Source organism: Marinobacter daqiaonensis (genome assembly GCF_900115285.1).
Lineage (GTDB): Bacteria > Pseudomonadota > Gammaproteobacteria > Pseudomonadales > Oleiphilaceae > Marinobacter > Marinobacter daqiaonensis.
Window position 1 is genome coordinate 1,390,021 of sequence record NZ_FOYW01000001.1, and the last position, 24,497, is coordinate 1,414,517.

The window sequence follows — 24,497 nt, forward strand, 5'->3', positions numbered from 1 at the left end:
AATCACCCAAGCACTCTTCAAACTCATGGAAATGTACGAGCTTTCCATTACACCAGTCTAGAACAGGTCAACCAGAGAAGCCTGGCATCACGTCGACCACTTCCTGGTCAACGCAGAAACGTTTAGGTCGCTGAAACAGGCCTTTCCTTCTTCATCAACTCACTTAAAAATCGTTGCATGACCCGAGTTCACTACGATCATAAACAGCGAAAAAACAAAGGCCGGGCTGAGTCCCGTATACTCGTGGCTGGCTGGCGAAACCAAGCCAGAGTCGATCCTTTTATTGACCCATACCAGAGCCCACTGACTCATCCGCACCTTCCGCGACGCCACCCGGCTGGAAATTGATTTCTGGGAGATGGGGCTAATGCTGAGCGATTGATTCAGTGGGCCGCTACCTGGGTGAAACCGGGGCTCGGATCTTGCCCTTTGCCCGGTTCAAACCGGCAGTTCGATGATTTCACCCGCCACACGGTCCTCGTTCACCTTCAGCCGCCCTACCGTGATCGGCAGAGTAAAGCGGCGGGGCCCGGCGCCACCCGGGTTGAAGTAAAGCACGTCGCCGATCCACTCGTTACGGGGTTTGTGGGAGTGGCCCGCGATCACCACGCGGTAGCGACCTTGTGGGTCCGTGTCGAGGGTTTTGACGTCGTGGAGCATATGGAAAGCGTGGCCGAGGAATTCCAGATCCAGAACATCGGGAAGATTCCCAGCGCGGCCTGTCTTGTCGATATTGCCGCGAATCGCAACCACCGGCGCAATCGCCTCCAGCGCATCCAGAACCTCGTCCCGCCCGACGTCACCGGCGTGAAGGATCAGGTCCGAGCCTTTCAACACGTCCAGGGCTTCGGAACGCATTTTGCTGTGGGTGTCTGCAATGACGCCAATTTGCATGCTTCAGCCTTATATCGTTCTTTCCCATGAAGAATGAGTCTTTGACCTTCAATACACCTCATTCGCCTTACGATAGTGACCCTGATAATCGAAAATCCGTTCCTGCACCCGCCAATAGTGCTTTTGCTTTCGGGCAATCTCAAAATCCGGTGCAGGCAGCAAGGCCTGCATCTCCAGCACCTCGTCAAGCCTGCTGAACGCTTTCGGGGCCTGACTGTTGGCAAAACGGCGCCCGAACAGCCGGTTAAAAACGGAGCGCTGCGCCGGCTTGCCGAAATCAAACGACTCGCTGAGCTCTTCCCCATCCTCACCGTGATAGGTGATCTCCAGTTTGCTCCCGTTCACACTCGACGTGATGCCGGCGCAACGGATCACCATGGCATCCTTGAGTTTGAGTGCATCCCTGAGCTGATCGTCCGGGTCGATGATGGCTTTCCGACATTGCTGGCAGTTACGGGCAGCAATATCGTTCTCGCCACCGCAGTGGGGGCACTCCTTGAACCGGAAGCGGTAATCGCACTGTTGAGGGCGCCCATTCTGCGCTGCAGGTTCACCCCCTTCCCCAGGCTCCAGCAGCCCCTGGCAACGGCGGCCGAAGTGCTCGATCACTCGGCCCTCACCGTCGGTTTTGCCCCAGAAGATATTGGCAAAACCACAGCCCGGGCAGAATACCTGCACCGGCTCACTGTCGGAATTCGGTTTCGGCTCCCCCACTTCCGGGTGATGCAGATTCACATGGTTGCCCGCATAATCTACCACCAGACAATCCTGTTTATCGTCATCCAGACGAAGACCGCGGCCCACAATCTGCTGATACAGACTGACCGACTGGGTAGGGCGGAGAATGGCGATGAAGTCCACATGGGGCGCGTCAAAGCCCGTGGTGAGCACGGATACGTTCACCAGATACTTTAACTGCCGTAGCTTGAAGCGCTGAACCAGCAACGCCCGTTCATTCAGGTCGGTCGCACCGGTCACCAGGGCTGTCTCGTGGTCTGGCAGATAGCCGGCGATTTCCCGCGCGTGATCCACCGTTGCCGCAAAGATCATCACCCCCTTGCGCTCAACGGCCAGCTCCATCACCTGCTCAATGATGGCCCGGGTGACACGCCGATGTTTGCTCAGCAGCTGGTTGACCTCTCTCTCGGCGTATTCGCCAAAGCGGTCCTGAGACAGCGCGGAGAAATCGTATTGCGTCACCGCCGCATTCACCAACTCAGGCTTGGTGAGATACCCCCGGTTGATCATATAGCTCAACGGCAGTTCGTAGATGCAATGCCTGAAGGGTTTGTCCTGCTCTTCACTGGAGCCACGAACAAAACCCCGGTAGTGATAGCGGTAGATCCAGCCCATGGCCAGACGATAGGGTGTGGCGGTCAGTCCGAGCACTTTCAGGGAGTCGTTCTGCTGTCGCAGCAGTTCGATGATCCTTTGATACTGACTGGTTTCATCACCGCTGACCCGATGGCACTCATCAATGATGACCAACGAGTATTCATGCCTGAAGTGATCCAGGTTCGCCGATACGGACTGCACGCTGGCGAAGGTCACCTGATGGCGGTTTTCCCTGCGCTTCAGCCCGGCGGAGAAGACGCCGGCCGTTAACCCATAGCTCTGGTATTTGGCGTGATTCTGCTCCACGAGCTCTTTGACGTGGGTGAGTACCAGAATCCTGCGCCGGGCAAGACGGGCCAGCTCGGCAATGACCAGGCTTTTACCCGCGCCGGTTGGCAGCACGATAACAGCTGACTCGTCAGATTGGCGAAAATGCCTCAACGTGGCATCAACCGCTTCCTGCTGGTAAGGCCGCAGCTTGAAAGGCGCGTTCATTTGCAGGGCTTGATCGTTCAGTGATGCCCGCCCGGTCCATGGGCGTGGCCATGGGCGATCTCTTGCGCATCGGCAGCGCGTACTTCAATGATGTCGATATCGAAGGTCAGGGTTCTGCCGGCCATAGGGTGGTTGGTGTCGACATCGGCAAACTTGTGGCCGACCTTGGCGACAACCACATGGCGTGGGCCCTGCTCGGTTTTCACCTGGGCGATCATGCCCGGCTTCCAGCGCTTGGCGCCCATCAGGTGCTTGATCGGCACGCGCTGGATGGCATCGGGATTGCGCGGACCGTAGGCTTTTTCGGGCGTGACGGTAACACTGAAGCTTTCGCCGGCGTCACGACCCTCCAGAGCTTCTTCCAGGCCCCGGATAATACCGCCATGGCCATGCAGGTAGGCGTTCGGCTCGCCGTCACGGGAGTTTTCAACGACGTTGCCCTGTTCATCACTGACGCTGTAGTGAAACAGGACCACTTGATTCTTTTCGATGGGCATAGGGTTCTCTGCGATGGATTAAAGACCACCATTATAACCGGGGGAGGCTCTGGCTGCAGTGGCCCCTGCGGTCAGGCCGGCTCGAACCGTTCCTGCAGCCACGCCTTGATCTCGGCAGACTCGTACAGCCATTGCACACTGCCATCATCCTGACGAATCTTCAGGCAAGGTACCTTGATGCGACCGCCGCCAGCCTCCAGTGCTGCCCGATGCTGTGGGTCATGCTGGGCATCGCGGGTTTCGATATTCAGACCCAGCCGGGCGATTTCCTTGCGCACCTTGATGCAGAACGGGCACGCGCTGAACTGGTACAGAGCGAGATCTTTGCTGGCCTCGTCGACCAGGGCCTGGTCTTCAGCGGCGCGGGTCATGCCCTTTGGTGTGCTGAACTTTTCGCTGAGCAGCATGAAGGGTGTCAGGACGAGGCGCAGGGTGCGGAAAAAATAACGAATAATTACTCTCATGGGTAAGACTCAAACTCCGGATTGAAGTGATTTGCCGGGCGGCGATGTTGTGGATTGAATGGCGTATTTGACAGCGGGGTGTGAGGATATCACTTTACAGGAACGGGCGAACCCGGCGCGACTGGCCCTGGTTCTGCCGAAACGTCACCGGGAGCGGATGGAGACAGGAGCGCTGGCACATACTCAGCTTAACCAGAACCAGACGGCAGCAAGCGCAACAAGCATTACCAGGACATGGACCATCAGGCTTTTCCGGGACGTTGGAGCGGGCGTTTCAGGAAAACGGAAGTAATCCTCATCAAACAAACCTGTCCCACAGCGCTCACAGTAGTTTCTTGAGTACGAAACCCTGAGTGCAGAGGGCTCAAACCTTTTCCGGCAGCTGTAACAACTGGGCTTGATCATAATGACTGGCGCATGATGTGTTCAATGGTATCCGCTGGCAGAACAACGGGATTGGCTTTTACGGAGAAGAAGCTCACCGCTACCCGGGAGGCTTCCCTGGTCATCGAACCCGCTCCAGTCGGGTCACCTGTACCGCCACAGTCAAGGTCAGTTCGGTCAGGGCCGCGGCCCGGGCACGACCCTCGGCATTTGCGCGATAGAGGTGGGGCGTCATTGCCAGCAGGTCGGCAATGGCGCCACTGTCGTCTAGCACCAGCGGAAAATCGACCGCTTCGGTCGCCAGCTCCCGGAATCCTTCCGGCGCCTCCGATCGTTGCTGACGTTCCGGTTTCAGCTCGGGGTAGACGATCTCCCGCAACTGCCGCAGGTGCTCCGGCCCCGCGCCCACCCGCAGTAGCTGCCCGCCCGGTTTCAGGACCCGGGCAAACTCAGGATACACCGGGAACCCGAACAGGCAGAGCAGCCGGTCCAGGGAGCCACTTTCCACCGGCAGGTTGGCGTTACTTCCCACCACCCAGCTGGGCCGCTTGTCCTGACCGGCGGCCGCCTGCACCGCCCATTTGGAAATATCGAGCCCCAGCAGTGACAGGTCGGGCCCCTTGGCGGCCGCATCGGCCAGCTCCCGCAGGTAATAGCCTTCGCCACAACCCGCGTCCAGGCAGCTGAGGGCATCTCCCCCTCGCGCATCAGCCAGTACAGCCTTCGTCACCGCAAGGGCAATGGGCCGATAATACCCTGCATTGAGAAATCGCCGGCGGGCCGCCACCATGTCCTTGCTATCGCCGGGATCCCGGGAGCGCTTTTTCTGAACCGGTAACAGATGGACATAACCCTGACGGGCAATGTCGAAGCTATGGCCGTCGCTACACCGCCAGGAGCCCTGCTCCTGGCGCAACGGATGGTTGTCGAGGGGACAGCGAAGGCGGTCGAAAGGGTGGATAGCCATTTACGTCTTCTACAGCTCAGGGAAATCGAAAGCGACCGTTCCCTCAAGGAGTTTCAGCCGCAGCACTTCTTGAACTTCAGGCCACTGCCACAGGTGCAGGGGTCATTACGGGAAGGCGCTTTTGAGGTGGTCACCGTCGCCCCTTTGCCCGAGAGTGCAGTCAACTCGCTGATGGACTCCACCGCCCCGTCGCGGGTATCCACCGTGATGTTCGCATGCAGCCTGGCCCTGGTCACCTGGGCTTCAAGTTCCTGCTTGCGCGCCTCGCTAGTGACCACCAGCGTCAGCGGGTATTTCCTGCTGCCCGCCTTCTTGCTGGCCCGGGTGTCGAAGCCGCCGTAAGCGGTGTGGTGCTGGCGCGCGTCCTGCCGGCCCTTGTAGAAAAACTTGTCTGACATGCTGACATCCTGATGAACGAAAGAATACCGGGGGCGGCTCGACTGCGGCCCACTGGGCGGCGACGTTTTAGCATGCTTCGGGGATCGGCGATATAGGGAGAAACGGAAAAGCCAGGCGGAAGGCCAGTTCCGCCAAAAACCAGCCCCTTCTTTCCCTGGGCTACCTGTCGCAATCCCCTTCGTAATGGTTGCCAGATCCGGATCGATGCCATCCGTAACAAATACGAGTGTTCAGTGTCTCAGAGTTAGCCTGTTACCCGAAAAGGAAGGTGCCATGGACCGACTTCTCACATTCATCACGATAACACTGCTTTTTGTTGGCAATGCATTGGCGGGAGAACCGCCCGTGTATACCAGTCTGCTGAGCAATACCGGTGCCGGAGGATACGACACCGTGAGCTACTTCGAATCCGACGCTCCGGTGAAAGGCTCTGCCCGACACACGACGGAGTACAAGGGCGCAACCTGGCGCTTCGCCAATGCCGATAACCTGGCAAGATTCGAGGCAGATCCGACACGCTACGCTCCGGCTTACGGAGGTTATTGTGCCTGGGCGGTAAGCCAGGGCTACCTGGCCAAAGGCGATCCGAAACACTGGGCCATCAGAGACGGACGGCTTTTCCTGAACTACGACGAGGCAGTACAGCAAAAGTGGCTGAAAGACCCTGAAGGCTTTATTCGCCAGGCAGATGCGAACTGGCCGACCGTGCTGGAGTGAGGCCGGCAACGATCAGGAATATCTCCTGTCGTTAAGGCCCTGATGCCGGAAAAGAGGATCTGAAGTCCGGAGTTGCTCAGGGCCGGTTGCCGAACCCTTACTCCTGCGCGGTCGCACGACCCGCCTCAAATAGCGCACGGTAAGGTCGCTCCACCGCGCCTCGTATCTCGCCAAGGGAGAACACCCGGACAAACTCTGCGAACCGCTGCCCCTCGAACCAGAGCTGTACTACCGGCAACGAGAAGATGCCCCGGCAGGCGCACAGGACGCCAGCGGTTTCCTGGCAGTCGATATAGGCAGTGACCAGCCCTGGAAACTCACCGGTGGCCAACGTTTCGAGCTGGGGTTTGACAGCCTGGCAAACGCCACAGTGCCGGCCGCCGAAAAACAACAGCACGGCGGCCTCGGTTTGTAGCAACTCCGTCAGGCTTTCTTCAGAGGTTATGTTTTTCATCCAGCCTCATAGCGAAACATCCGCCGCTCTATTCCCAAACCGCAAGTAGAAAAATGCCGCGTCCCTGTCCATCAGCTCAGCGTCAACGGCTTTCCGTAACCTTTTCCAAAACCGGGAGATTTATCTGCGATGAGGGAAATCAATCTGCCCCGGTTTTCAGCAAACGCCAGCCGGTGACAATCCCGTTAGCAGGAGTAAATCTTTTTACTTTCTCTCCGGAAGACTCAAGCAGTCTGCGCTGGCATCGCCCAGTTCAGTGCCACCGTCCACCGTCAGGATGGTCCCATTCACATAGGCGCCAAGATCCGAGCATAAATAGATCGCCGCATCGGCAATGTCCTTCTTCTCGCCAACCCGGCGCGCAGCGATTTGCTGAATCATGCGCTCCCGAGCTGGGCCTTTCGGGGCCAGACGGTCCAGCCCTTCCGTCTCATCGATAGGGCCCGGGGAAATGCCGTTGACTCGGATACCTGCCGGCCCCCACTCAAGAGCCAGGCATTTTATCAACATATTGATGCCTGCTTTGGCGGCACACACGTGGGCCTGAAAGGCCATTGGATTTACCGCCTGAGGCGCGGTAATCGCGATCAGTGAGGCGCCCTTGTTGCAGTGTTTAAAGCCGAGGTGAAATACGTTGTAAGTGCCGAGGAGGTCGATGTCCACCACACTTTTAAACCCTTTCGGAGAAATTCCTATCGCCGGCGCGGGGAAATTTCCCGCTGCACCCGAGATCAGTATATCCAGCTGACCCAGTTCCTTGACGGCATCGGCGAGGGCCTGCTCGACCTGCTCCGGGTCACGCACGTCAGCGGAGAAGGCCAGGGCTTTCGAGCCCGTTTCGTCACTTATTTCTTTGGCGGCAGCTTCAGCCTTCGCTGAGTCCCGGCCGAGCACCGCGACTTTCGCGCCGACTTTTGCAAGGCCCTTGGCAATTCCCAGGTTGATGCCGCTGGTGCCGCCTGCAATGAACGCCACTTTGCCACTTAGAGTGTCATCTTTGTACATGTCCGATCCCTCGTAATACAGTTCTTTCGACTCGAGCGGTTGCTGCAAGCAGCCGTCTTCTCAGGTCATCGTGGCCAGGGGCGCCTGACGGCATTGCCAAACCCGAGGATTCGACCTGCCTGGCTGATTTCAGGAAGCTTAGCAAAACCAGAAGAGTGTAGCTCACGATTTAATCGATATTGTCGCAGTTGGCAATGCCTCTCCCGACTCCTGCGAAACGTTATCGCCCGGTTAGCGCCGGTACTATCGCGGGGGTTTATAGCGGTTTTTGTGCTTTAGCCATCGCCCTGGTCGGTATGGAAACCGTAAAAACCGGGACAGACCTGTTTTTTGTCCCGGATTTCGAAGGTTGCCGGAGTGACCAGCTTTCAGTGTAGCGACATCAGTTTGTCTGCCACCTCAACAAGAGTATCGCCAGTGACGTCGGGGGCCAGAAAGACATCGCCAGGCTCGTACTCAAGTCGCGAACACCAGCCCGTAAGTGCACCAGCCCGTTTCGCACCATGGCAGTCCCACGCATGCACGGCCACCAGCGCCAGGCGATCGATCGGCGTACCCAAACGTTTTGCCGCGAAACGGTAGATTTCCGGGTGAGGCTTCCAGACGCCCGCCTCCTGGGAGGTGACTACGTGATCAACCAACCCGGCAAGCCCTGCACCCTCGAGGAAGCGGCGTGTCTTGTCGGGACTGTTGACGGTAAGGCATCCAACGGATGCGCCGGCCTGAGAAATTTTCTTCATGGCCGGCGCGGCATCGTCGAAGGCAGGCAGCGTGGAGAACCCTTCCACCACATACTCAATATCACCTTCACTGAGAGTATGTTTCGTTTCCGTGCGGAGTGATTCCCGTGCTACAGCGTCGAAGGGTGCCGTTTCACCGGCAAGGGTCAGGGCCATGGCATCCCGTTGAAAGCGCAGAAACCAGGGCTGTAGAACAGTCGCGGGCTGGCCAACCTCTTCCAGCCGAGCCGCCAGCGGATCCAGATTGATCAATGTCTCAAGGACATCAAATAAAACTACGTTCGGTCGGACAGCCATTTCGAGAGCCTCCCTATACCGGTGTCGGTTCACTGGAAGTATAGTTCAGGTCATTGCTGCGTGCTGATTCGTGGAATATCCAGTACCAGAGCCGGGGCAGATGTATATTTCTAAAGGTGACGAATAGATCCGTCCCGGTTTTCGGTCTTTAATGGCGGTCAACAGGAGGTTCCGATGAAGCTGATGATTCTTGGAGCAACAGGTGCCGTGGGCAGCCAGGTTTTGGCACAGGCCCAGAGGGATGACAGGTTTGAAACCATCTTCGTTCCCACCCGTCGGCCTCTAGGGTCGCCCGGAAAGGCCCATAACCCGATCATTCCCTTTGATTTGCCGTTGCCGGAGACCGACTGGTGGGCGGTGGATGCCGTTATCTGCTGCCTTGGCACAACCCTCAAACAGGCCGGCTCAAAGCAGGCCTTCTACCGGGTTGATCACGACCTGGTGCTTGCCTGTGCAGAGCAGGCCCGAGGGGCAGGCGCCAGCGTATTTGTCCTGAACTCGGCCCTCGGGGCCAACCCGCAAAGCCGGAGCTTTTATTTGCGGACCAAGGGAGAGGTGGAATCCGCTGTAGCCCGGATGGGCTTTGAGCGAGTAGTACTGGCAAGACCGTCGCTGATTGACGCCGAACGGGAGGAAACCAGGCCAGCCGAGAAACTGGGCCTGATGGCCGGCCGTCTGCTGGCACCCATTATCCCGAAACGTTATCGCCCCGTTAGCGCCGATACCATTGCGGCCACCCTCTTACGGGAGGTGACGGGCAGGCCCGGCGTGATCACTTTGGAATCCGAACAGATGAGGCACGACTAGGCTCCGCAACACTTGATGATGCTCTTTCTACCCTATGACGTCCCGCAAGGACTGCTCAATCTGACCACCACAGTAGGCCTTGCCCAACTCCCTTCGCTGATTGTCAAGAAAGAGCCTGATCGACGGACGATCTTCCACTCTCCGGCAAAGACTCGCGACTCGGGGAGCGTTGTGTTCCAGGTCCGCGGCGAGTTCCGGAAAGCTGTGGACCAGTGTGCCAAACAACGCGGTAGTCGCGATATCGGCCGCCGTAAGGCTGGAGCCCAGCAGATAGCCCGCGTCCGGTTTGAGGCGATGCGCCCGGCCGGTCTTTTCGAAAATCGCCATCCAGTCGGCCAGGCGATGAGTCCGGAATTCGGTCCATGAATCCTGATCCCACATCACGGTGCCATTGTAGTTGGTGATTTCCATGAGAATATCATGGCAGTCCAGCACCACCTTCAGGGCCAGAGTGTGTTGCTCGGGCTCGTCGGGAAGAAAATGGCAGGCCTTCGCCAGATGCATGAGAATCGCCGACATCTGTGCGAACCAGACCTGGGCCCTGCAGTCGTAAAGATACGGCGGTGCCATGCCCGGGTACTGAATGTTCAGGTTCCTGCCAGGGTAGAGCTCGCTGGCATCCAGCTTTCGGTAATCCGCCCGGACCTCCTCCAGAAAAAGCTGGATAAAATTCCCTCGAAAGGGCAGGCCCCAGTAATAGAGTTCGTAGTCCTGCATTGTGGTTCTCCCCTACTGACGGGTGAGTTTGTGGGTCACGTAGAGTCTCCTGCACCAGACTCGGCCGCTGCGGTCGCTGGACCGGTTGTTGGCCTTTCACCACCTGTGATGTCGTGCTGGCTGGTGACCACCACCTCCCTCGGCCACCATTCGGGGTGGTTGTCGCGGATGAATCCCAACAGCTTTTCACGGACATTCATTTCTGCTTCCCAGCCGGCAAAGGGTTCGGAGGTCATGAGGTAGAAAGACATCGTCTGGGCCGCAGCGGTCTGCGCGGTGACGTAGCAGCAGAGCTTGTGGTGCTCGATGACGTTTTCCTCTGCCTCGGCGAACTCTATGAACTTCTCCCTCAGGCATTGGATATCCGCATTCAGGTGAAGCGCCAGCTCTATCATTCTGTACATCTTGGCAGTCTGGACCGACAGATTCTCGAAGGGTTTGGAGGTGAAGTACTGGACGGGTACGACGAGACGGCGTTCATCCCAGGTTCTCAAACGAATGAACGTATAAAAGATGCCGTCCACGTAACACCATTGATCCTCGAAGATGATCAGGTCACCGATGCGTATGGGCTTGGCGAGCGATACCTGAAATGAGGAGAAGATATTGCCCAGCACAGCCTGACCGGCGATACCCAGCAGGACGGTGAGAACACTGGCCGACGCCAGCAGAGTCAGGCCCAGCGTCTCGAAGAGCTGGATCTGCGAGAGTATGTAAATGCCGACCGCGACAACCGTCACCAGAATGATGCCCCGACGCAACGCCTGCAGCGTCGTCAGGAGCTGGCGTTCATCCCGGGGTTTGGTGTCATCGATTTCGCCCACGAGACGTCGCTTCACCTTCAGCAAGATGACGTCCACAAAACGCAGCGCGATCAGTCCAACGCTCCAGGCCATGCCGGTGATCAGCAATATGCGGAAAGACGTCGTCGCCACAGCCGAGAAGGAGACCACGTAATTGAGCAGAATCTGGGCCACAACCGTCATGAGCGCCAGGGCCAATGGCAATTTAATCTCGGAGGCGAAGATGCTGGGAGAGCCGGAAGGTAACCAGCGTGCCACCAGCCCGACCAGACCATAGACGAGCCAACCCACCAGGCCCGTCCCCAGCAGGAAAACAGGAATGGCGATCCACTCCCAGATCTGGAGCATGCCGAAGTTTGATTTGAGACTTTGCGGTAGACGCTCTTCCAGCCAGGAGGGCCCGTATTTTTCGTAGAGCAGAGGAGCTGGAGTCAGACTGTCCGGCGTGAACAACCAGACGGGATCCTCATCGCTCACACGATAACGGGCCAGACGAATAGCATAGGCTCGACCTTCGGCCTCCAGGGATGCGATCCGGAGGTTGCGTCTTGGCCGCCCTGCCTGGGGATTCTGCCCCGACGGATCTTCAATCACGGCATCCTGTCGTGCCGGCAGGTCGGAGATATCCATCCACTCGCCACGCCTGAGCACCGCGGCCAACTGCCTGGCTAACTCAGCCCCCTTCTCACGCTGTTCTGCATCGCTCAGCTCGGAAAGATTGAGAAGATGGGCCGCTGCCGAGAACTTCCGCTGCTTGGTAAGCTCGAGAAAACTACGGACCGAATCCCGTGGCGTCTTTCGACTGACCGCCTCGGGGGGCGTACCGAGCCCGGTGTTCAGGGAATCGATGGAAAACCATCGCATCTCTTTGTCTTCCGACTCTCCCGAGGTCTGCGCCATGCACAGACTGGAAAACAGCAGGAGAATTGCCCACAACCCCCTTGTCGTGTGTTTTGTCATTCGTGCCTCCCTGACATCTGCAACACCACGCTCTTCACATCGGTGAAGCCGTCGTTTTTACAGGTAAAGCATAGGAGGCCGGGAGGCACACAGCCAAGGGTGAGTATGTTTACTTCGCAAGGGTGCGTGGATCAGGGGCCCGCCTTTGCCCCCCTCCTCGCAGGCGGAAACGGCTCAAATAGTGGGGGCTTTTTTGCCTATACCTGTCCAGAATGCCTAGTTGGATAGATTTTTGCTAAGTGCTACATTCCGAACTCTGAAAGTGAACTCCAAGGATGAAGTCACGCTCGACCCGAGAAGTGAGTCTCGCCGGTTAAGCCCACGAAAAGGAATTTATTATGCCAGATATACTGCTCTCCAGTACCTCCTCTGACGCTCGTACTGCACTCAACCAATGTGACTCGACAAACGCCCTGCTCTACGACCGGAGCTGCCAGCCTGCGAGCAACGGGCCAACAAAAAAACCCGCCCCAGCCGGAGCCAGGACGGGCAAAACCGTCAAAACAGTTTTAAACGAAACAGGCTGAGCTGAGCCCAGCCTTATTCGTCCCGATTCCGCTTATAGAGAACCAAGCCGTACACGGCTGCAACAACGACAGCGCCGGCGGCAAACAGATACTCAACATGCAGCCCATCGCCAATGGCTTCGTGGCCGGGATGACCCGGGGCAACGCCGGAGGCGGCCAGCAGGGCGGCAGTGGTAAATAACTTGGATGTCAGTGTCATGGTGTTACTCCTGGTTATCTGAATTCGTATCCCGGCTTACGCGGAGGCGGTCAGCTTTTCCGGACGCCGCTCGGGCAGCATGCCCCGGTCCAGAATGAAGCTGATGATCGTCTCCAGCCCTACCCCGTCGTACAGATTGGTGAAGACGAAGGGGCGCTCACCGCGCATTTTCTTGCTGTCCCGGTCCATGACTTCCAGGGAGGCGTGCACCTGTTCGGCGATGTCGATCTTGTTGATGATGAGCATGTCGGATTTGGTGATGCCGGGGCCGCCTTTGCGGGGGATCTTGTCGCCGGCGGAGACGTCGATGACGTAGAGGGTCAGATCGCTGAGTTCAGGGCTGAAGGTGGCGCTCAGGTTGTCGCCGCCGGATTCCACCAGTACCAGTTCCAGGTCCGGGTGGCGGCTCTGGAGGTCGTCGATGGCAGCCAGGTTCATGGAGGCGTCCTCACGGATGGCGGTGTGGGGGCAGCCGCCGGTTTCTACGCCGAGGATTCGGTCTGCCGGCAGGGCCTCGTGTTTGAGGAGGAAGTCGGCGTCTTCTCTGGTGTAGATGTCGTTGGTGACTACTGCGATGTTGTAGTGGTCTCGCAGGGCCAGGCACAGTTGGCGCAGCAATGCGGTTTTGCCGGAGCCTACTGGGCCTCCTACTCCTACTCTCAAACAGTGTTTCATGGTTGTTGCTCCCAATAATTATGGTGATCGTTGTTCGAGCTTCGGGGGCGGAGTCGATCGGGTAGGTCCTTCCGGGACACGCCGTGAATACGTCCCTGTAGGCTCGAAAAAAACATCCCTGTTTTTTACGGTTCCGGAAAGACCTACCCGACCGCCTCCTTTCATCCCCAGTGCGGCCCTCTAGGGCTTAACTCCTGAAAAGCCGCGAATACTGTGTTTCATGCAGGGCGCTGGCCAGGGCCAGGCCCGGTAAAATTGGTCCGAGTTCTTCGTCGGTTCGTGCCAGTGCCTCGTCTACAGCCACCACCAACTGAGGCCGTAACCGTTCTGTTAACCGTTGGGCTGCCGTGTGGCCCAGGGGTAGTGCTTTACAAGCGACCGCCAGCTGGTTTTCCAGCCAGGACCAGGCGAAGCCGAGCATTGTCTGGCGAACCGGGACCTGCCGCTTGTGGCCGGCCCAGGCGAAGAGGGTGACGTAGCCCGGGGTGGCCGGCAGTGTGTCTGGTGCCGTGGCCAGGTCCAGGCTTTTCAATAGTGTCAGGAGCGCGGCGCCCAGGCGGGTGTCTTCGTCCACCAGTTCGGCGGTTTCCCGGGTGGCGTGGAGCCACTGGTTCCAGTGGGCTACTGCGCCTGCGTCCCCTTCCGCCCAGGCGGCCTGTAGCCGGATAAGTAGCGGCAGTTCGCAGCGGCTTAGGCCGTCGTCCAGTACGCCTTCGAGCCATTCGCCCAGCTCAGCCTCGTTGTTGACCCAGCCCAGTTCGAAGGCGCTCTCCAGGCCCTGGGACCAGGCGAAGGCGCCGATGGGTAATGCCGGGCTGACCAGTTGCATCAGGCCCAGCAGTGCCAGGTCGGACTGGTGGCTGGTGTCAGTGGGCATGTTCTTCACCCGGCTCATGGCTATGGCTATGGGAGTGCCCGTGGCTGTGACTAGAGTGCCCGTGGGAATGGCCGTGGTTGTGGCCGCTCTCCCGGCCCGCCTTGTCGTAGGCGCCGGGTTCGGGGTCGAAGGGGGCTTCGTGGTGTTCCAGCGTGGCGCCCAGGCGTTCGGCCAGTTCTTCCAGCACGTGGTCCGGCGGGAAACGGACCCAGCCTTTGCTGGCGCCCTCAACGCCGATGGACAGCTGCACGTGGCGGTTGCCCAGGTGGTAGCAGAGTTTTGCCAGGGGCAATCCTGTCTCGATGTGAGCGGTTACTACCGGCTCGTCCGCTGCTTTTACGCGGATGATTTCGCCGGTGTTGGCCTGCAGGCAGTCGCCGCTGCGCAGGACCGGGCCGCGGTCGAGGAACAGGCCGACGTCGTGGCCGGTGTCGGTGGTGGCCCGCAGGCGGCCGCGGATGCGCAGTTCCAGGGGCAGGGTCAGGGTGTCGTGGATTTCTGCCTGCTCCGTGGGTTCGATGCGTTGTGTCAGTTCCAGCATGGTTCTCTCTTCCTCACTTCCTCAGAACAGGTGGTAGCGCTGGGCCAGGGGCAGTTCGGTGGCCGGTTCGCAGGTGAGCAGTTCGCCGTCGGCATGCACTTCGTAGGTCTGCGGGTCCACGGTGATGTGGGGGCAGGCGTCGTTGAGTTTCATGTCGCTCTTGCGGACGCCGCGCACGTTCCTGCAGGCGGACAGTGGGCTGTGCAGGCCCAGTTCCTTGCCGATGCCGGCATCATAGGCGGCCTGGCTGACGAAGCTGACCCGGGTGGCGCTGGCGGCCCGGCCCAGGGCGCCGAACATGTAGCGATAGTGCACCGGTTGCGGCGTGGGGATCGATGCGTTCGGGTCACCCATGGGGGCGGCGGCTATCATGCCGCCCTTGATGATCATGGCGGGTTTGACGCCGAAAAAGGCCGGGTCCCACAGCACCAGGTCGGCCATTTTGCCCACTTCCACGGAGCCGACGTCGTGGGCAATGCCGTGGGTGATGGCGGGGTTGATGGTGTACTTGGCGATGTAGCGTCTGGCGCGGTAATTGTCGGCGCCCCGCTCTTCGTCTTCCGGCAGCAGGCCGCGCTGCACTTTCATTTTATGGGCGGTCTGCCAGGTGCGGCAGATGACTTCGCCCACCCGGCCCATGGCCTGGGAGTCGGAGGCGATCATGGAGATAACGCCCATGTCCTGGAGGATGTCCTCGGCGGCGATGGTCTCCCGGCGGATGCGGGAGTCGGCGAAGGCCACGTCTTCCGGGATGTTGGGGTCCAGGTGGTGGCAGACCATGAGCATGTCCAGGTGCTCGTCGATGGTGTTGACGGTATAGGGCCGCGTCGGGTTCGTTGACGACGGCAGTACATAGTCCTTGGAGCAGGCGGTGATGATGTCCGGTGCGTGGCCACCGCCGGCGCCTTCGGTGTGGTAGGTGTGGATGCACCGTTCCTTGAAGGCGGCCAGGGTGTCTTCCACGAAGCCGGACTCGTTGAGGGTGTCGGTGTGGATGGCGATCTGGACGTCGTACTTGTCCGCCACGGTCAGGCAGTTGTCGATGGAGGCCGGGGTGGTGCCCCAGTCTTCGTGGAGTTTGAGGCCCATGGCGCCGTATTTGAGCTGCAGTTCCAGGGCTTCCGGCAGGCTGGCGTTGCCCTTGCCGAGGAAGCCGATGTTCATGGGCATGTCGTCCACGGCCTGGAGCATTTTGCCGATGTGCCAGGGGCCCGGTGTGCAGGTGGTGGCGTTGGAGCCTGTAGCCGGGCCGGTTCCGCCGCCTAGCATGGTGGTGATGCCGCTCATGAGGGCTTCTTCCACCAGCTGGGGGCAGATGAAGTGGATGTGGGCGTCGAGGGCGCCGGCGGTGAGGATTTTGCCTTCGCCGGCGATGATTTCAGTGCCGGGGCCGATGACGATGTCGACATCCGGCTGGGTGTCTGGGTTGCCGGCTTTGCCGATGGCGGCGATTCGGCCGCGCTGGAGGCCGACGTCGGCCTTGACTATGCCCCACCAATCAAGGATCAGGGCGTTGGTGATGACGGTGTCCATGACGGTGTCATCGGCCCTTTGGCTCTGGCCCATGCCGTCGCGGATGACTTTGCCGCCGCCGAATTTGACTTCATCGCCGTAGTGGGTGGCGTCGCTTTCCACTTCGATCCACAGTTCGGTATCGCCCAGGCGGACGCGGTCCCCGGTGGTGGGGCCGTACATGTCGGCGTAGGCCTGTCTGCTGATTTTCATGTTAATGCCTCACGTTCTGGATTCCGGGGAAAGGGAGCCGGCCGGGTAAGGCTTTCCGGGACACGCCGTGAATACGTCCATGTAGGCTCGGAAAAAACATCCCTGTTTTTTACGGTCCCGGAAAGCCTTACCCGACCGTCTCCCCCGGTCTTAGTTGCTGGCCTCACAGCTTTCCCATTACTTCAGCTCTAAAGCCGTAAATTTCTCTTCCGCCGGAGTACGGGATTAGCGTGACTTCCCTCGTCTGGCCGGGTTCAAACCGGATGGCGGTGCCTGCGGCGACGTCGAGTCGATAGCCTCGCGCCTTTTTGCGGTCGAACCGGAGGGCCGGGTTGGCTTCCGCGAAGTGGTAGTGGGAGCCGATCTGGATCGGGCGGTCGCCGGTGTTGGCGACTTCTACCGTGATGCGTTCGCGGCCTTCGCAGAGTTCGATGTCGCCGTCTTTGAGCTGGTATTCGCCGGGTATCATAAATAGCCTCCTTGAAAGGCCTTTGAGAAGCGTTGGCGAGGCAGCCGATGCAAGCGGAACGCCGCCCGGGCAAAAGAAACCGAAAAAAGCGCAGTTTATGTATGAATAAATGAGCATTTTGAGGTTTCTTTTAACGCCGCAGCGGCAACGCAGGTAGCTTCTCATAGGTCTTTCACACGATTGGGTTGTGGACCGTGACTAGCTTCGTGCCGTCCGGGAATGTCGCTTCCACCTGTACTTCGTCCACCATTTCCGCCACGCCTTCCATGACGTCATCCCGGGTGAGAATTTCTCGGCCGGCGCTCATCATGTCGGCGACGGTGCGGCCTTCCCGGGCACCTTCCATGATTTCGGCGCTGATCAGGGCGACGGCTTCCGGATAGTTGAGTTTCAGGCCCTTGGCTTTTCGCCGTTCCGCCAGCAGGGCGGCGGTGAACAGCAGTAGCTTGTCTTTGTCTCTAGGTGTGAGTTCCATTGGCCTTCCTTCTGTGTGTTCGTTACTGGTCGGGTCTGGTGCCCGGGCCTGTGGTTCTGGTGGTGCCTTCTTCGCCAGCAGGCTGGCTCCTACAGGGACTCCCCGGGCCCGCCAGGTTTCTGTAGGAGCTTGCCTGCAAGCGAGGACCTGGACTCCGGTGCCTGCCTTCTTCGCCGGCAGGCCGGCTCCTACCGGTTTTGCTCATGTCAGCCAGATTCTTGGTACGTGGGCTGGCTGGCCGGTCAGTCCTGGTCTGAGGATTTCCCAGGCCTGCTGGCAGATGGCCCAGGCTTCGTTGCGTTCGTTGCCCAGGTAGCGCAGCAGGATAACGCCGCCCCGGCGGGTGACGGCCCAGCGGGGGTTGTCCGGGAGGTCCGCTCTCAGTTGTTCGATGGCGTCCGCTTCGTCTTCCAGGCCGACGGTCCAGAGGGTGGCCTGGACGGTGTTGCCGCCCTGCCCCCATTTGCCGCGGAAGCGGCGGTGTCCGGGATCGAGGATCTGTTTTTCCTGCCACACGGGCTGGCCGTTGCGGGTCAGGCGGAAGCCCTGTTCCAGGTGGCCGGTGGCGAACGGCAGTTCGCTGGCGGGGCGGCCAAGGGCGAGGATTTCCCAGCTGATGGTGCGGGCGTGGCTGCCCAGTTCGATGGTTGTGGTCTGCTGTCCCCGGGAGCCGTCGAAGGCGAGGGTTTCCTGGGGGAGGTATTCCAGGGTGCCACCGTCTTCCACCCTCAGCTTTGTGTGCTGGGCCCAGGCGACACCGTGGCTGTCGGCTTTGTAGAGCTTTGCCGCCGCTGGCGTGGTGAGCAGGGCGTGGGCGCCGGGACCGACCTCCGCGCTGATGGCCAGGGCGTCGCCGCTGACCAGTCCACCCGGCGGGTGCAACAGGTAGACGTGGCAGCAGCCGTGCCGGCCCTCCGGATAGAAGGGCCTTTGCACCCGCAATGGTCCACTGTGCCGTGCCCTGGTCAGACGTGTGACCGGTCGGCCATCCTGCTGGCGGCCTTCGAAGGCCAGGTCCAGGCTGGCAGCCCAGTGGCGGTTCTGGTCGAAGCGGTGGCCGGAGTCGGCCACTTGCGGTAGCGGCTGATAGATGGTCATACCGTCAGGTACTGCCGGATGAGTTGGTCGGACAGCTCGCTGATCTCGCCTTCGGCCATGCGGCGGCCCCGGTCGATGATGGCGAAGCGGTCGGCGAATTTGCGGGCGAAGGGCAGTTTCTGCTCCACCAGCAGCACCGTCAGGCCGTCTTCGGCGATCAGCCGGCGGATGACTTCGCCGATCTGGGTGACGATGTTGGGCTGGATGCCCTCCCCCGGCTCGTCCAGGATCAGCAGCCGGGGTTCCAGCACCAGCGCACGGCCAATGGCGAGCTGTTGCTGCTGGCCACCGGAGAGGTCGCCACCGCGGCGGTTCTTCATTTCCTTGAGCACCGGGAACAGTTCGTAGATGCGCTCGGGGATGGTTTTCAGGCCATCGCCCCGGGATGCGAGACCGGTGCGCAGGTTTTCCTCCACGGTGAGCAGCGGAAAGATCTGCCGGCCCTGGGGCACGTAGCCGATGCCCAGGCGGGCACGTTGTTCCAGGGGCTGCTTGGTGAGTTCCACGTCGCCGGCGAATCGGATGGAGCCATCGGCGACCTTTTCCTCGCCCATGATGCATTTCATGAGGGTGGTCTTGCCCACGCCGTTACGGCCCATCACGCAGGTGCACTGGCCCTGGGGTACGTCCAGGTCCAGGTCCCACAGGGTGTGGCTCTCGCCATAGTACTGGTTGAGCTTTTCGATCTGCAGCATTCAGGCTTCCTCCCCCAGGTAGACCTTGATGACTTCCGGGTCGTTGGAGACCTGGTCCATGGTGCCTTCCGCCAGCACGCTGCCCTGGTGCAGTACCGTCACCTTGCGGGCGATGGAACGGACGAAGCCCATGTCGTGTTCCACCACCACCACGGACTGCTTGCCCGCCAGGCTGGTGAGCAGCTCGGCGGTGCGCTCCATCTCCTGCTCGGTCATGCCGGCCACCGGCTCATCCACCAGCAGCAGACGGGGCCGCTGCATCAGCAGCATGCCGATCTCCAGCCACTGCTTCTGGCCGTGGGAAAGGATGCCGGCGGGGCGGTGCATCAGGTCCTTGAGGCCGATGGTTTCCAGTACCTCGCCGATGCGGTCCCGGTATTCCGGCTTCATGGTGGCGGTCAGGGTGGGAAACACCCGCTTGTCGGTGGCCATGGCCAGTTCCAGGTTCTCGAAGACGGTCAGGGCCTCGAATACCGAGGGCTTCTGGAACTTGCGACCGATGCCCAGGCTGGCAATCTCCGGCTCGCTCATGGTGAGCAGGTTGTGGCGGCTGCCGAACCAGACGGAGCCGGTGTCCGGTGCGGTCTTGCCGGTGATGATGTCCATCATGGTGGTCTTGCCGGCGCCGTTGGGCCCGATGATGCAGCGCAGTTCGCCGTCGTCGATGGTCAGGTTCAGGTCGTTGATGGCCCTGAAGCCGTCGAAGCTGACGGTGACGTCCTCCAGGTACAGAATGGGCCCGTGGCGGACGTCCACCGGGGAGTCCGTCGGGGTCAGGAAGTTGAAGACCCGGTCCCGGTTGGCCAGTTCGGTCATGATGCTCATGCAGTGGCCTCCGCAGTGGTTGGGGCATCGGACGGCCCGGAGCCGTCATCGGTGGTCTTACGGCGCTTCCTGAGCAGGCCGGCGATGCCCTGGGGCAGGAACACGGTGACCAGCACGAACAGGGCACCGAGGGCGAACAGCCAGGCGTCCGGCATCACGCCGGTGAAGACGGTTTTGGCGTAGTTCACCAGAATCGCGCCGATCACCGCGCCGTACAGGGTCGCCCGGCCACCCAGCGCCACCCACACCACGATCTCGATGGAGAAGATGGGGGAGAACTCACTGGGGTTGATGATGCCCACCTGGGGCACGTAGAGCGCACCAGCCACACCCGCCAGCATGGCGGACACCACGAACACGAACAGTTGCACCCGTTCCACCCGGTAGCCCAGGAAGCGCGTACGGGCCTCGGCATCGCGGCAGGCCACGCTGACCCGCCCCAGCTTGCTGGTGACGATGCCCCGGCAGACCACGTAGCCAATGGCCAGGGCGATGCCGGTGGCGATGAACAGACCCAGGCGGGTGGCGTCACTGCGCAGGTTGAAGCCGAGGATCTCCCGGAAATCGGTAAGGCCGTTGTTGCCGCCAAAGCCCATCTCGTTGCGGAAGAAGGCCAGCATCAGGGCGAAGGTCAGCGCCTGGGTGATGATGGACAGGTAGACCCCGGTCACCCGGGAGCGGAACGCCAGCCAGCCGAACACCAGTGCCAGGGCACCGGGCACCAGCAGTACCATGGCGAAGGCGAACCAGGCCATGTCGAAGCCATACCAGTACCAGGGCAGCTCCTGCCAGTTCAGGAACACCATGAAGTCCGGCAGCACCGGGTCACCATAGGTGCCCCGGTCGCCGATCTGGCGCATCAGGTACATGCCCATGGCGTAACCGCCCAGGGCAAAGAAGGCGCCATGACCCAGGCTGAGAATGCCCAGGTAACCCGAGACCAGATCCACGGCCACCGCCAGCAGGGCGTAGCACAGGTACTTGCCCAGCAGGGTGACGGTGTAGGCGGACACATGCAGCGGGTGCCCTTCCGGCAGCGCCAGGTGCAGCGCCGTTACCGCGATCAGTGCAAGGAACAGGATACCCAGGAACAGTTGGGTCGAGCGCTCCTGTAAGGGTCTAGCAAGCCACATAACGTATCCCTTCAATCGGTTTTTCAGATCCACTGGGGGTTACGGAATCCACAAGGTGCAACACGCCTAACCCTCCGCAGCCCGGCCCTTCTGGGGGAACAGTCCCCGTGGGCGCTTCTGGATGAACAGGATGATGAATACCAGAACGATGATCTTGGCCAGCACGGCGCCCGCCCAGGGCTCCAGCAGCTGGTTGATGGTGCCCAGGGTCAGGCCCGCAACGAGGGTGCCCCAGAGATTGCCGACACCGCCGAAGACCACCACCATGAAGGAGTCGATGATGTAGTTCTGGCCCAGGTTCGGGCCCACGTTGGTGAGCTGGGACAGGGCCACGCCCGCCAGCCCGGCCACACCGGAGCCCAGGGCGAAGGTCATGATGTCGACGCGGGTGGCCTTGATACCCATGGAACGGGCCATGGCCCGGTTCTGGGTTACTGCGCGCACTTCCAGGCCCAGGCGGGTCCTGCGCATGATCAGCATCAGGCCGGCGAACACCAGCAGGGCAAAGCCCAGCACGTACATGCGGTTCAGGGTCAGGGACAGGGCGTCGTTGATCACCAGGGAGCCGCTCATCCACTCCGGGGTCACCACGGTGCGGTTCAGGGGCGATATCACCGTGCGCACCAGCTGCTGGAGGATCAGGCTGACGCCAAAGGTGGCCAGCAGGGTTTCCAGGGGGCGGCCCTTGAGAAACTGGATGACACTGCGCTCGATGGCAATGCCCGCCAGGGCCGCCACCAGGAAGCCGGCGGGTATGGACAGGATCAGCGCCAGGCCTGGCTGGCCCGGCAGCAGTTGCTGCATGCCCCAGGTGGTGTAGGCACCCAGCATGATGAGTTCGCCATGGGCCATGTTGATCACACCCATCACGCCGAAGGTGATGGCCAGGCCGATGGCGGCCAGTACCAGCACGGAACCGAGGGAAAGGCCGAAGTAGAGGGTTTCGGCGGCCCGGTTCATTTTCAGTTTCTGCTCCACCGAGAGCAGGGCTTTCTGGGCCGCGGCCTTCAGGGCCGGGTTTTCTGAAGCCACTGCGGAGTTGAGGGCGGCTCGGGCGCGGGGGTGAAGGCTGCCGGCGAGCACGTCCACGGCCTCGATACTGCCCTCCTGCTCCACCCGATAGATGGCGACCGCCTGCTCAAGGCGATTGCGCACGGCGGCGACAGGCTCTTCGTCCAGGCGTCCGATGAGAGGATCCAGCACCGCTTCATCCACCTTGCCCATCAGGTCGCGGGCAGCCTCTTCGCGCACCTCCGGGTCTTCCGCGTAGAGATCCAGCATGGCCAGTACACCGGCCAGTTGTCGACGAACGGCGTTGTTGATGGCGATGCGGTCCAGGTCACGGCGGGACATCTCCCCGAGATTTTCGCCGGTGACGGCATCGGCCACGGTCCAGTCGCGGCCACGGTTGTTCAGAACGATGACGATTTCGCCGGTGTCTTTCACCCGGCTGAGACGGTTATTGCCGTAGGCTTCCAGCCAGGCCCGGGCCCGTTCGTGGCCACTGGCGGCGATGGCCTGGAGGGCTTCTTCCGTGCTGGCGGGCGACGCATCGGCGAGCTGCTCCAGCAGTTTCTCGCCGGAGCCGTCGTCCTGCTGGGCCATGGCGGTGCCGACAGGCGCCATCAGCAGGACGAACAGAAGCATTGTGAGCAATCGCGGGATGCTCATGATCGGGTCCTGTGGTATCGGAATGAATGGAAGGTCGGGGAAAGGTAACCGGGGGCCAGCTCCAGGCACCCCGGTCACCGGTCTTCTTACTCGGCGGCGGCCTTGGCCTGCTCGCCAGCGGAAGCACCACACTTGCCTTCCTTGACGTTGAAGTTGCCGCAGCTCATGGGCGCACGCCAGTCGGCGATCAGGTCACGGGAACCCGGCAGGAAGTCGGACCAGGCATCACCGGCCACGGTGGACGGCGTCTGCCAGACGATGGCGAACTGGCCATTGTCCTGGATTTCCCCGATCAGCACCGGCTTGGTGATGTGGTGGTTGGGCATCATGGCGGCGTAACCACCGGTCAGGTTAGGCACGGTCACGCCGATGATGGCGTCCTTGACCGCGTCCACATCGGTGGTCTCGGCCTTCCTGACCGCCTCGACCCACATGTTGAAGCCGATGTAGTGGGCTTCCATGGGGTCGTTGGTCACCGCCTCTTCGTCACCGGTGTACTCGATCCACTGGTCGATGAAGTCGTAGTTGGCGTCGGTGTCCACGCTCATGAAGTAGTTCCAGGCAGCCAGGTGGCCAACCAGGGGGCCGGTGTCGATACCGGAGAGCTCCTGCTCACCCACGGAGAAGGCCACCACCGGAATGTCCGTGGAGGAGATGCCCTGGTTACCCAGTTCACGGTAGAAGGGAACGTTGGCATCGCCGTTGATGGTGGAAACCACCGCGGTCTTCTTGCCGGCGGAACCGAAGCGCTTGATGTCGGAGACGATGTTCTGCCAGTCGGAGTGACCGAACGGGGTGTAGTTGATCATGATGTCTTCTTTCGCCACACCCTGATCCATCAGATAAGTCTCGAGGATCTTGTTGGTGGTGCGGGGATAGACGTAGTCGGTGCCCGCCAGCACCCAGCGCTCGACGCCGATGCTGTTCATCAGGTAGTCGACGGCGGGAATCGCCTGCTGGTTGGGGGCGGCGCCGGTGTAGAAGACATTCTCGGAGGACTCCTCACCTTCGTACTGAACCGGGTAGAACAGCAGGCCGTTGAGCTCTTCCACCACCGGCAGTACCGACTTGCGGGAGACCGAGGTCCAGTTGCCGAAGATGACATCCACTTTTTCCTGGGCCAGCAGCTCCCGGGCCTTCTCCGCGAACAGCGGCCAGTTGGAAGCCGGGTCCACCACCACCGCCTCCAGCTGGCGCCCAAGCAGGCCGCCCTCGGCGTTCTGCTTTTGAATCAGCATTTCGACGGTGTCTTTCAGGGCGGTCTCACTGATGGCCATGGTGCCGGACAGGGAGTGGAGAACGCCGACCTTGATGGGACCTTCCTGGGCAAGCGCCACGGTAGCTCCCGTACCCATTGCAGCAGCCAATACAACACTAGCCAGACGATTCTTGAATGTTGTCACGTGTATTTCCTCGCTTTTCAGATGTTTGATGCGCTTCTTTGGCGCGGGGCGATTAATGTGCGTTCGCCTTGTGCACTGAGTTTTGCAAGGGGTGTGCCAGGAAGGGACACCAAATTTTCTTCATTTAAATTCAATATGTTAACGGAGTGCATAGAGCAATATGGGGGGGGCGCAGAGCTATTGTGGTGCGTCGGCAACAAGGACATGCACTTATCGGGCGCACGCTTTCACGGGAACGGGCACTTTTGG

26 protein-coding genes are annotated in these 24,497 nt (G+C 60.5%); 2 read left to right on the forward strand and 24 right to left on the reverse strand.

All coding sequences use genetic code 11. The features are described from left to right. Nucleotides 1–438 precede the first annotated feature (438 nt). The 6 genes from BM346_RS06415 to BM346_RS06445 form a co-directional block, all read right to left on the reverse strand. Nucleotides 439–894 (reverse strand): metallophosphoesterase family protein, encoded by a 456-nt coding sequence (locus BM346_RS06415; protein WP_092009912.1) that lies wholly within the window; start codon nucleotides 892–894, stop codon nucleotides 439–441. Nucleotides 895–942: 48 nt separating this feature from the next. Next, nucleotides 943–2,724 (reverse strand): DEAD/DEAH box helicase, encoded by a 1,782-nt coding sequence (locus tag BM346_RS06420; RefSeq protein WP_092009914.1) that lies wholly within the window; start codon nucleotides 2,722–2,724, stop codon nucleotides 943–945. 17 nt (nucleotides 2,725–2,741) lie between these two features. Further along, complete coding sequence (locus BM346_RS06425; protein ID WP_092009916.1) at nucleotides 2,742–3,221, reverse strand: FKBP-type peptidyl-prolyl cis-trans isomerase; 480 nt, start codon at nucleotides 3,219–3,221, stop codon at nucleotides 2,742–2,744. Nucleotides 3,222–3,292: 71 nt separating this feature from the next. After that, nucleotides 3,293–3,685 carry a glutaredoxin family protein gene (locus BM346_RS06430; RefSeq protein WP_092009918.1) on the reverse strand — a complete coding sequence of 131 codons (393 nt, stop codon included), beginning with the start codon at nucleotides 3,683–3,685 and terminating at the stop codon, nucleotides 3,293–3,295. A 505-nt stretch (nucleotides 3,686–4,190) separates the two neighbouring features. Further along, the gene (locus BM346_RS06440) at nucleotides 4,191–5,036 is read right to left on the reverse strand and encodes a putative RNA methyltransferase (protein WP_092009922.1); all 846 of its coding nucleotides are present in this window, start codon (nucleotides 5,034–5,036) and stop codon (nucleotides 4,191–4,193) included. Between the two features lie 53 nt (nucleotides 5,037–5,089). Next, complete coding sequence (locus tag BM346_RS06445; protein ID WP_092009924.1) at nucleotides 5,090–5,434, reverse strand: PBPRA1643 family SWIM/SEC-C metal-binding motif protein; 345 nt, start codon at nucleotides 5,432–5,434, stop codon at nucleotides 5,090–5,092. A gap of 274 nt (nucleotides 5,435–5,708) precedes the next feature. On the opposite strand from BM346_RS06445, the gene BM346_RS06450 reads away from it, so the two are divergent. Then, nucleotides 5,709–6,152 (forward strand): YHS domain-containing (seleno)protein, encoded by a 444-nt coding sequence (locus BM346_RS06450; protein ID WP_092009926.1) that lies wholly within the window; start codon nucleotides 5,709–5,711, stop codon nucleotides 6,150–6,152. A gap of 97 nt (nucleotides 6,153–6,249) precedes the next feature. Here the strand turns inward: BM346_RS06450 and BM346_RS06455 are convergent, their stop codons facing one another. The 3 genes from BM346_RS06455 to BM346_RS06465 form a co-directional block, all read right to left on the reverse strand. After that, nucleotides 6,250–6,606 (reverse strand): thioredoxin family protein, encoded by a 357-nt coding sequence (locus BM346_RS06455; protein ID WP_092009928.1) that lies wholly within the window; start codon nucleotides 6,604–6,606, stop codon nucleotides 6,250–6,252. Nucleotides 6,607–6,810: 204 nt separating this feature from the next. Continuing rightward, on the reverse strand, nucleotides 6,811–7,611 hold the full coding sequence (locus BM346_RS06460; protein WP_092009930.1) for an SDR family oxidoreductase: 801 nt from the start codon (nucleotides 7,609–7,611) through the stop codon (nucleotides 6,811–6,813). Nucleotides 7,612–7,979: 368 nt separating this feature from the next. Beyond that, the gene (locus tag BM346_RS06465; protein WP_092009932.1) at nucleotides 7,980–8,648 is read right to left on the reverse strand and encodes an HAD family hydrolase; all 669 of its coding nucleotides are present in this window, start codon (nucleotides 8,646–8,648) and stop codon (nucleotides 7,980–7,982) included. A gap of 174 nt (nucleotides 8,649–8,822) precedes the next feature. Here BM346_RS06465 and BM346_RS06470 point away from each other — a divergent pair, with 174 nt between their 5' ends. Next, nucleotides 8,823–9,455, forward strand: coding sequence for a Rossmann-fold NAD(P)-binding domain-containing protein (locus BM346_RS06470; RefSeq protein WP_092009934.1), 633 nt, complete (start codon nucleotides 8,823–8,825; stop codon nucleotides 9,453–9,455). A 27-nt stretch (nucleotides 9,456–9,482) separates the two neighbouring features. Here BM346_RS06470 and BM346_RS06475 read toward each other — a convergent pair whose 3' ends face one another. From BM346_RS06475 to urtA, 15 genes are all read right to left on the reverse strand, one after another. Beyond that, on the reverse strand, nucleotides 9,483–10,172 hold the full coding sequence (locus tag BM346_RS06475) for a glutathione S-transferase (RefSeq protein ID WP_092009935.1): 690 nt from the start codon (nucleotides 10,170–10,172) through the stop codon (nucleotides 9,483–9,485). A gap of 35 nt (nucleotides 10,173–10,207) precedes the next feature. Next, nucleotides 10,208–11,935 (reverse strand): mechanosensitive ion channel family protein, encoded by a 1,728-nt coding sequence (locus BM346_RS06480; RefSeq protein WP_092009937.1) that lies wholly within the window; start codon nucleotides 11,933–11,935, stop codon nucleotides 10,208–10,210. Between the two features lie 540 nt (nucleotides 11,936–12,475). Next, nucleotides 12,476–12,661 carry a hypothetical protein gene (locus BM346_RS06485; RefSeq protein ID WP_092009939.1) on the reverse strand — a complete coding sequence of 62 codons (186 nt, stop codon included), beginning with the start codon at nucleotides 12,659–12,661 and terminating at the stop codon, nucleotides 12,476–12,478. A 36-nt stretch (nucleotides 12,662–12,697) separates the two neighbouring features. Next, nucleotides 12,698–13,336, reverse strand: coding sequence for an urease accessory protein UreG (gene ureG, locus BM346_RS06490; protein ID WP_092009941.1), 639 nt, complete (start codon nucleotides 13,334–13,336; stop codon nucleotides 12,698–12,700). 187 nt (nucleotides 13,337–13,523) lie between these two features. After that, on the reverse strand, nucleotides 13,524–14,231 hold the full coding sequence (locus BM346_RS06495; protein ID WP_406812883.1) for an urease accessory protein UreF: 708 nt from the start codon (nucleotides 14,229–14,231) through the stop codon (nucleotides 13,524–13,526). Continuing rightward, nucleotides 14,203–14,754 (reverse strand): urease accessory protein UreE, encoded by a 552-nt coding sequence (ureE, locus tag BM346_RS06500; protein ID WP_092009944.1) that lies wholly within the window; start codon nucleotides 14,752–14,754, stop codon nucleotides 14,203–14,205. The genes BM346_RS06495 and ureE overlap by 29 nt, the downstream gene beginning before the upstream one ends. Before the next feature lie 21 nt (nucleotides 14,755–14,775). Further along, nucleotides 14,776–16,479 (reverse strand): urease subunit alpha, encoded by a 1,704-nt coding sequence (gene ureC, locus BM346_RS06505; protein ID WP_092009946.1) that lies wholly within the window; start codon nucleotides 16,477–16,479, stop codon nucleotides 14,776–14,778. Between the two features lie 163 nt (nucleotides 16,480–16,642). Further along, the gene (locus BM346_RS06510) at nucleotides 16,643–16,948 is read right to left on the reverse strand and encodes an urease subunit beta (RefSeq protein WP_092009947.1); all 306 of its coding nucleotides are present in this window, start codon (nucleotides 16,946–16,948) and stop codon (nucleotides 16,643–16,645) included. 172 nt (nucleotides 16,949–17,120) lie between these two features. Continuing rightward, on the reverse strand, nucleotides 17,121–17,423 hold the full coding sequence (ureA, locus tag BM346_RS06515; RefSeq protein WP_092009948.1) for an urease subunit gamma: 303 nt from the start codon (nucleotides 17,421–17,423) through the stop codon (nucleotides 17,121–17,123). 201 nt (nucleotides 17,424–17,624) lie between these two features. Then, nucleotides 17,625–18,521 carry an urease accessory protein UreD gene (locus BM346_RS06520; RefSeq protein ID WP_092009950.1) on the reverse strand — a complete coding sequence of 299 codons (897 nt, stop codon included), beginning with the start codon at nucleotides 18,519–18,521 and terminating at the stop codon, nucleotides 17,625–17,627. Next, the gene (gene urtE, locus BM346_RS06525) at nucleotides 18,518–19,216 is read right to left on the reverse strand and encodes an urea ABC transporter ATP-binding subunit UrtE (RefSeq protein WP_092009952.1); all 699 of its coding nucleotides are present in this window, start codon (nucleotides 19,214–19,216) and stop codon (nucleotides 18,518–18,520) included. The genes BM346_RS06520 and urtE overlap by 4 nt, the downstream gene beginning before the upstream one ends. Then, nucleotides 19,217–20,032: an urea ABC transporter ATP-binding protein UrtD gene (urtD, locus tag BM346_RS06530; RefSeq protein WP_227662929.1), complete on the reverse strand. Its 816-nt coding sequence runs from the start codon at nucleotides 20,030–20,032 to the stop codon at nucleotides 19,217–19,219. A gap of 5 nt (nucleotides 20,033–20,037) precedes the next feature. Next, a complete protein-coding gene (urtC, locus tag BM346_RS06535; RefSeq protein WP_092009956.1) occupies nucleotides 20,038–21,174 on the reverse strand; it encodes an urea ABC transporter permease subunit UrtC in 1,137 nt (378 codons plus the stop codon). 66 nt (nucleotides 21,175–21,240) lie between these two features. Then, nucleotides 21,241–22,845 (reverse strand): urea ABC transporter permease subunit UrtB, encoded by a 1,605-nt coding sequence (gene urtB, locus BM346_RS06540; RefSeq protein WP_092009958.1) that lies wholly within the window; start codon nucleotides 22,843–22,845, stop codon nucleotides 21,241–21,243. A gap of 86 nt (nucleotides 22,846–22,931) precedes the next feature. Further along, nucleotides 22,932–24,200 (reverse strand): urea ABC transporter substrate-binding protein, encoded by a 1,269-nt coding sequence (gene urtA / locus BM346_RS06545; protein ID WP_092009960.1) that lies wholly within the window; start codon nucleotides 24,198–24,200, stop codon nucleotides 22,932–22,934. Nucleotides 24,201–24,497 lie beyond the last annotated feature (297 nt).

What these genes read in the sequence shown, in the direction of transcription:
- urtB (WP_092009958.1), bottom strand. Translation starts at nt 22,845, where the DNA reads ATGAGCATCCCGCGATTGCTCACAATGCTTCTGTTCGTCCTGCTGATG.
- ureA (WP_092009948.1), bottom strand. Translation starts at nt 17,423, where the DNA reads ATGGAACTCACACCTAGAGACAAAGACAAGCTACTGCTGTTCACCGCC.
- BM346_RS06460 (WP_092009930.1), bottom strand. Translation starts at nt 7,611, where the DNA reads ATGTACAAAGATGACACTCTAAGTGGCAAAGTGGCGTTCATTGCAGGC.
- urtC (WP_092009956.1), bottom strand. Translation starts at nt 21,174, where the DNA reads ATGTGGCTTGCTAGACCCTTACAGGAGCGCTCGACCCAACTGTTCCTG.
- urtE (WP_092009952.1), bottom strand. Translation starts at nt 19,216, where the DNA reads ATGCTGCAGATCGAAAAGCTCAACCAGTACTATGGCGAGAGCCACACC.
- BM346_RS06430 (WP_092009918.1), bottom strand. Translation starts at nt 3,685, where the DNA reads ATGAGAGTAATTATTCGTTATTTTTTCCGCACCCTGCGCCTCGTCCTG.
- ureC (WP_092009946.1), bottom strand. Translation starts at nt 16,479, where the DNA reads ATGAAAATCAGCAGACAGGCCTACGCCGACATGTACGGCCCCACCACC.
- BM346_RS06465 (WP_092009932.1), bottom strand. Translation starts at nt 8,648, where the DNA reads ATGGCTGTCCGACCGAACGTAGTTTTATTTGATGTCCTTGAGACATTG.
- BM346_RS06420 (WP_092009914.1), bottom strand. Translation starts at nt 2,724, where the DNA reads ATGAACGCGCCTTTCAAGCTGCGGCCTTACCAGCAGGAAGCGGTTGAT.
- BM346_RS06475 (WP_092009935.1), bottom strand. Translation starts at nt 10,172, where the DNA reads ATGCAGGACTACGAACTCTATTACTGGGGCCTGCCCTTTCGAGGGAAT.
- BM346_RS06440 (WP_092009922.1), bottom strand. Translation starts at nt 5,036, where the DNA reads ATGGCTATCCACCCTTTCGACCGCCTTCGCTGTCCCCTCGACAACCAT.
- BM346_RS06445 (WP_092009924.1), bottom strand. Translation starts at nt 5,434, where the DNA reads ATGTCAGACAAGTTTTTCTACAAGGGCCGGCAGGACGCGCGCCAGCAC.
- BM346_RS06520 (WP_092009950.1), bottom strand. Translation starts at nt 18,521, where the DNA reads ATGACCATCTATCAGCCGCTACCGCAAGTGGCCGACTCCGGCCACCGC.
- BM346_RS06455 (WP_092009928.1), bottom strand. Translation starts at nt 6,606, where the DNA reads ATGAAAAACATAACCTCTGAAGAAAGCCTGACGGAGTTGCTACAAACC.
- BM346_RS06425 (WP_092009916.1), bottom strand. Translation starts at nt 3,221, where the DNA reads ATGCCCATCGAAAAGAATCAAGTGGTCCTGTTTCACTACAGCGTCAGT.
- BM346_RS06470 (WP_092009934.1), top strand. Translation starts at nt 8,823, where the DNA reads ATGAAGCTGATGATTCTTGGAGCAACAGGTGCCGTGGGCAGCCAGGTT.
- ureG (WP_092009941.1), bottom strand. Translation starts at nt 13,336, where the DNA reads ATGAAACACTGTTTGAGAGTAGGAGTAGGAGGCCCAGTAGGCTCCGGC.
- BM346_RS06450 (WP_092009926.1), top strand. Translation starts at nt 5,709, where the DNA reads ATGGACCGACTTCTCACATTCATCACGATAACACTGCTTTTTGTTGGC.
- BM346_RS06510 (WP_092009947.1), bottom strand. Translation starts at nt 16,948, where the DNA reads ATGATACCCGGCGAATACCAGCTCAAAGACGGCGACATCGAACTCTGC.
- urtD (WP_227662929.1), bottom strand. Translation starts at nt 20,032, where the DNA reads ATGACCGAACTGGCCAACCGGGACCGGGTCTTCAACTTCCTGACCCCG.
- BM346_RS06495 (WP_406812883.1), bottom strand. Translation starts at nt 14,231, where the DNA reads ATGAGCCGGGTGAAGAACATGCCCACTGACACCAGCCACCAGTCCGAC.
- BM346_RS06485 (WP_092009939.1), bottom strand. Translation starts at nt 12,661, where the DNA reads ATGACACTGACATCCAAGTTATTTACCACTGCCGCCCTGCTGGCCGCC.
- BM346_RS06480 (WP_092009937.1), bottom strand. Translation starts at nt 11,935, where the DNA reads ATGACAAAACACACGACAAGGGGGTTGTGGGCAATTCTCCTGCTGTTT.
- BM346_RS06415 (WP_092009912.1), bottom strand. Translation starts at nt 894, where the DNA reads ATGCAAATTGGCGTCATTGCAGACACCCACAGCAAAATGCGTTCCGAA.
- urtA (WP_092009960.1), bottom strand. Translation starts at nt 24,200, where the DNA reads ATGGGTACGGGAGCTACCGTGGCGCTTGCCCAGGAAGGTCCCATCAAG.
- ureE (WP_092009944.1), bottom strand. Translation starts at nt 14,754, where the DNA reads ATGCTGGAACTGACACAACGCATCGAACCCACGGAGCAGGCAGAAATC.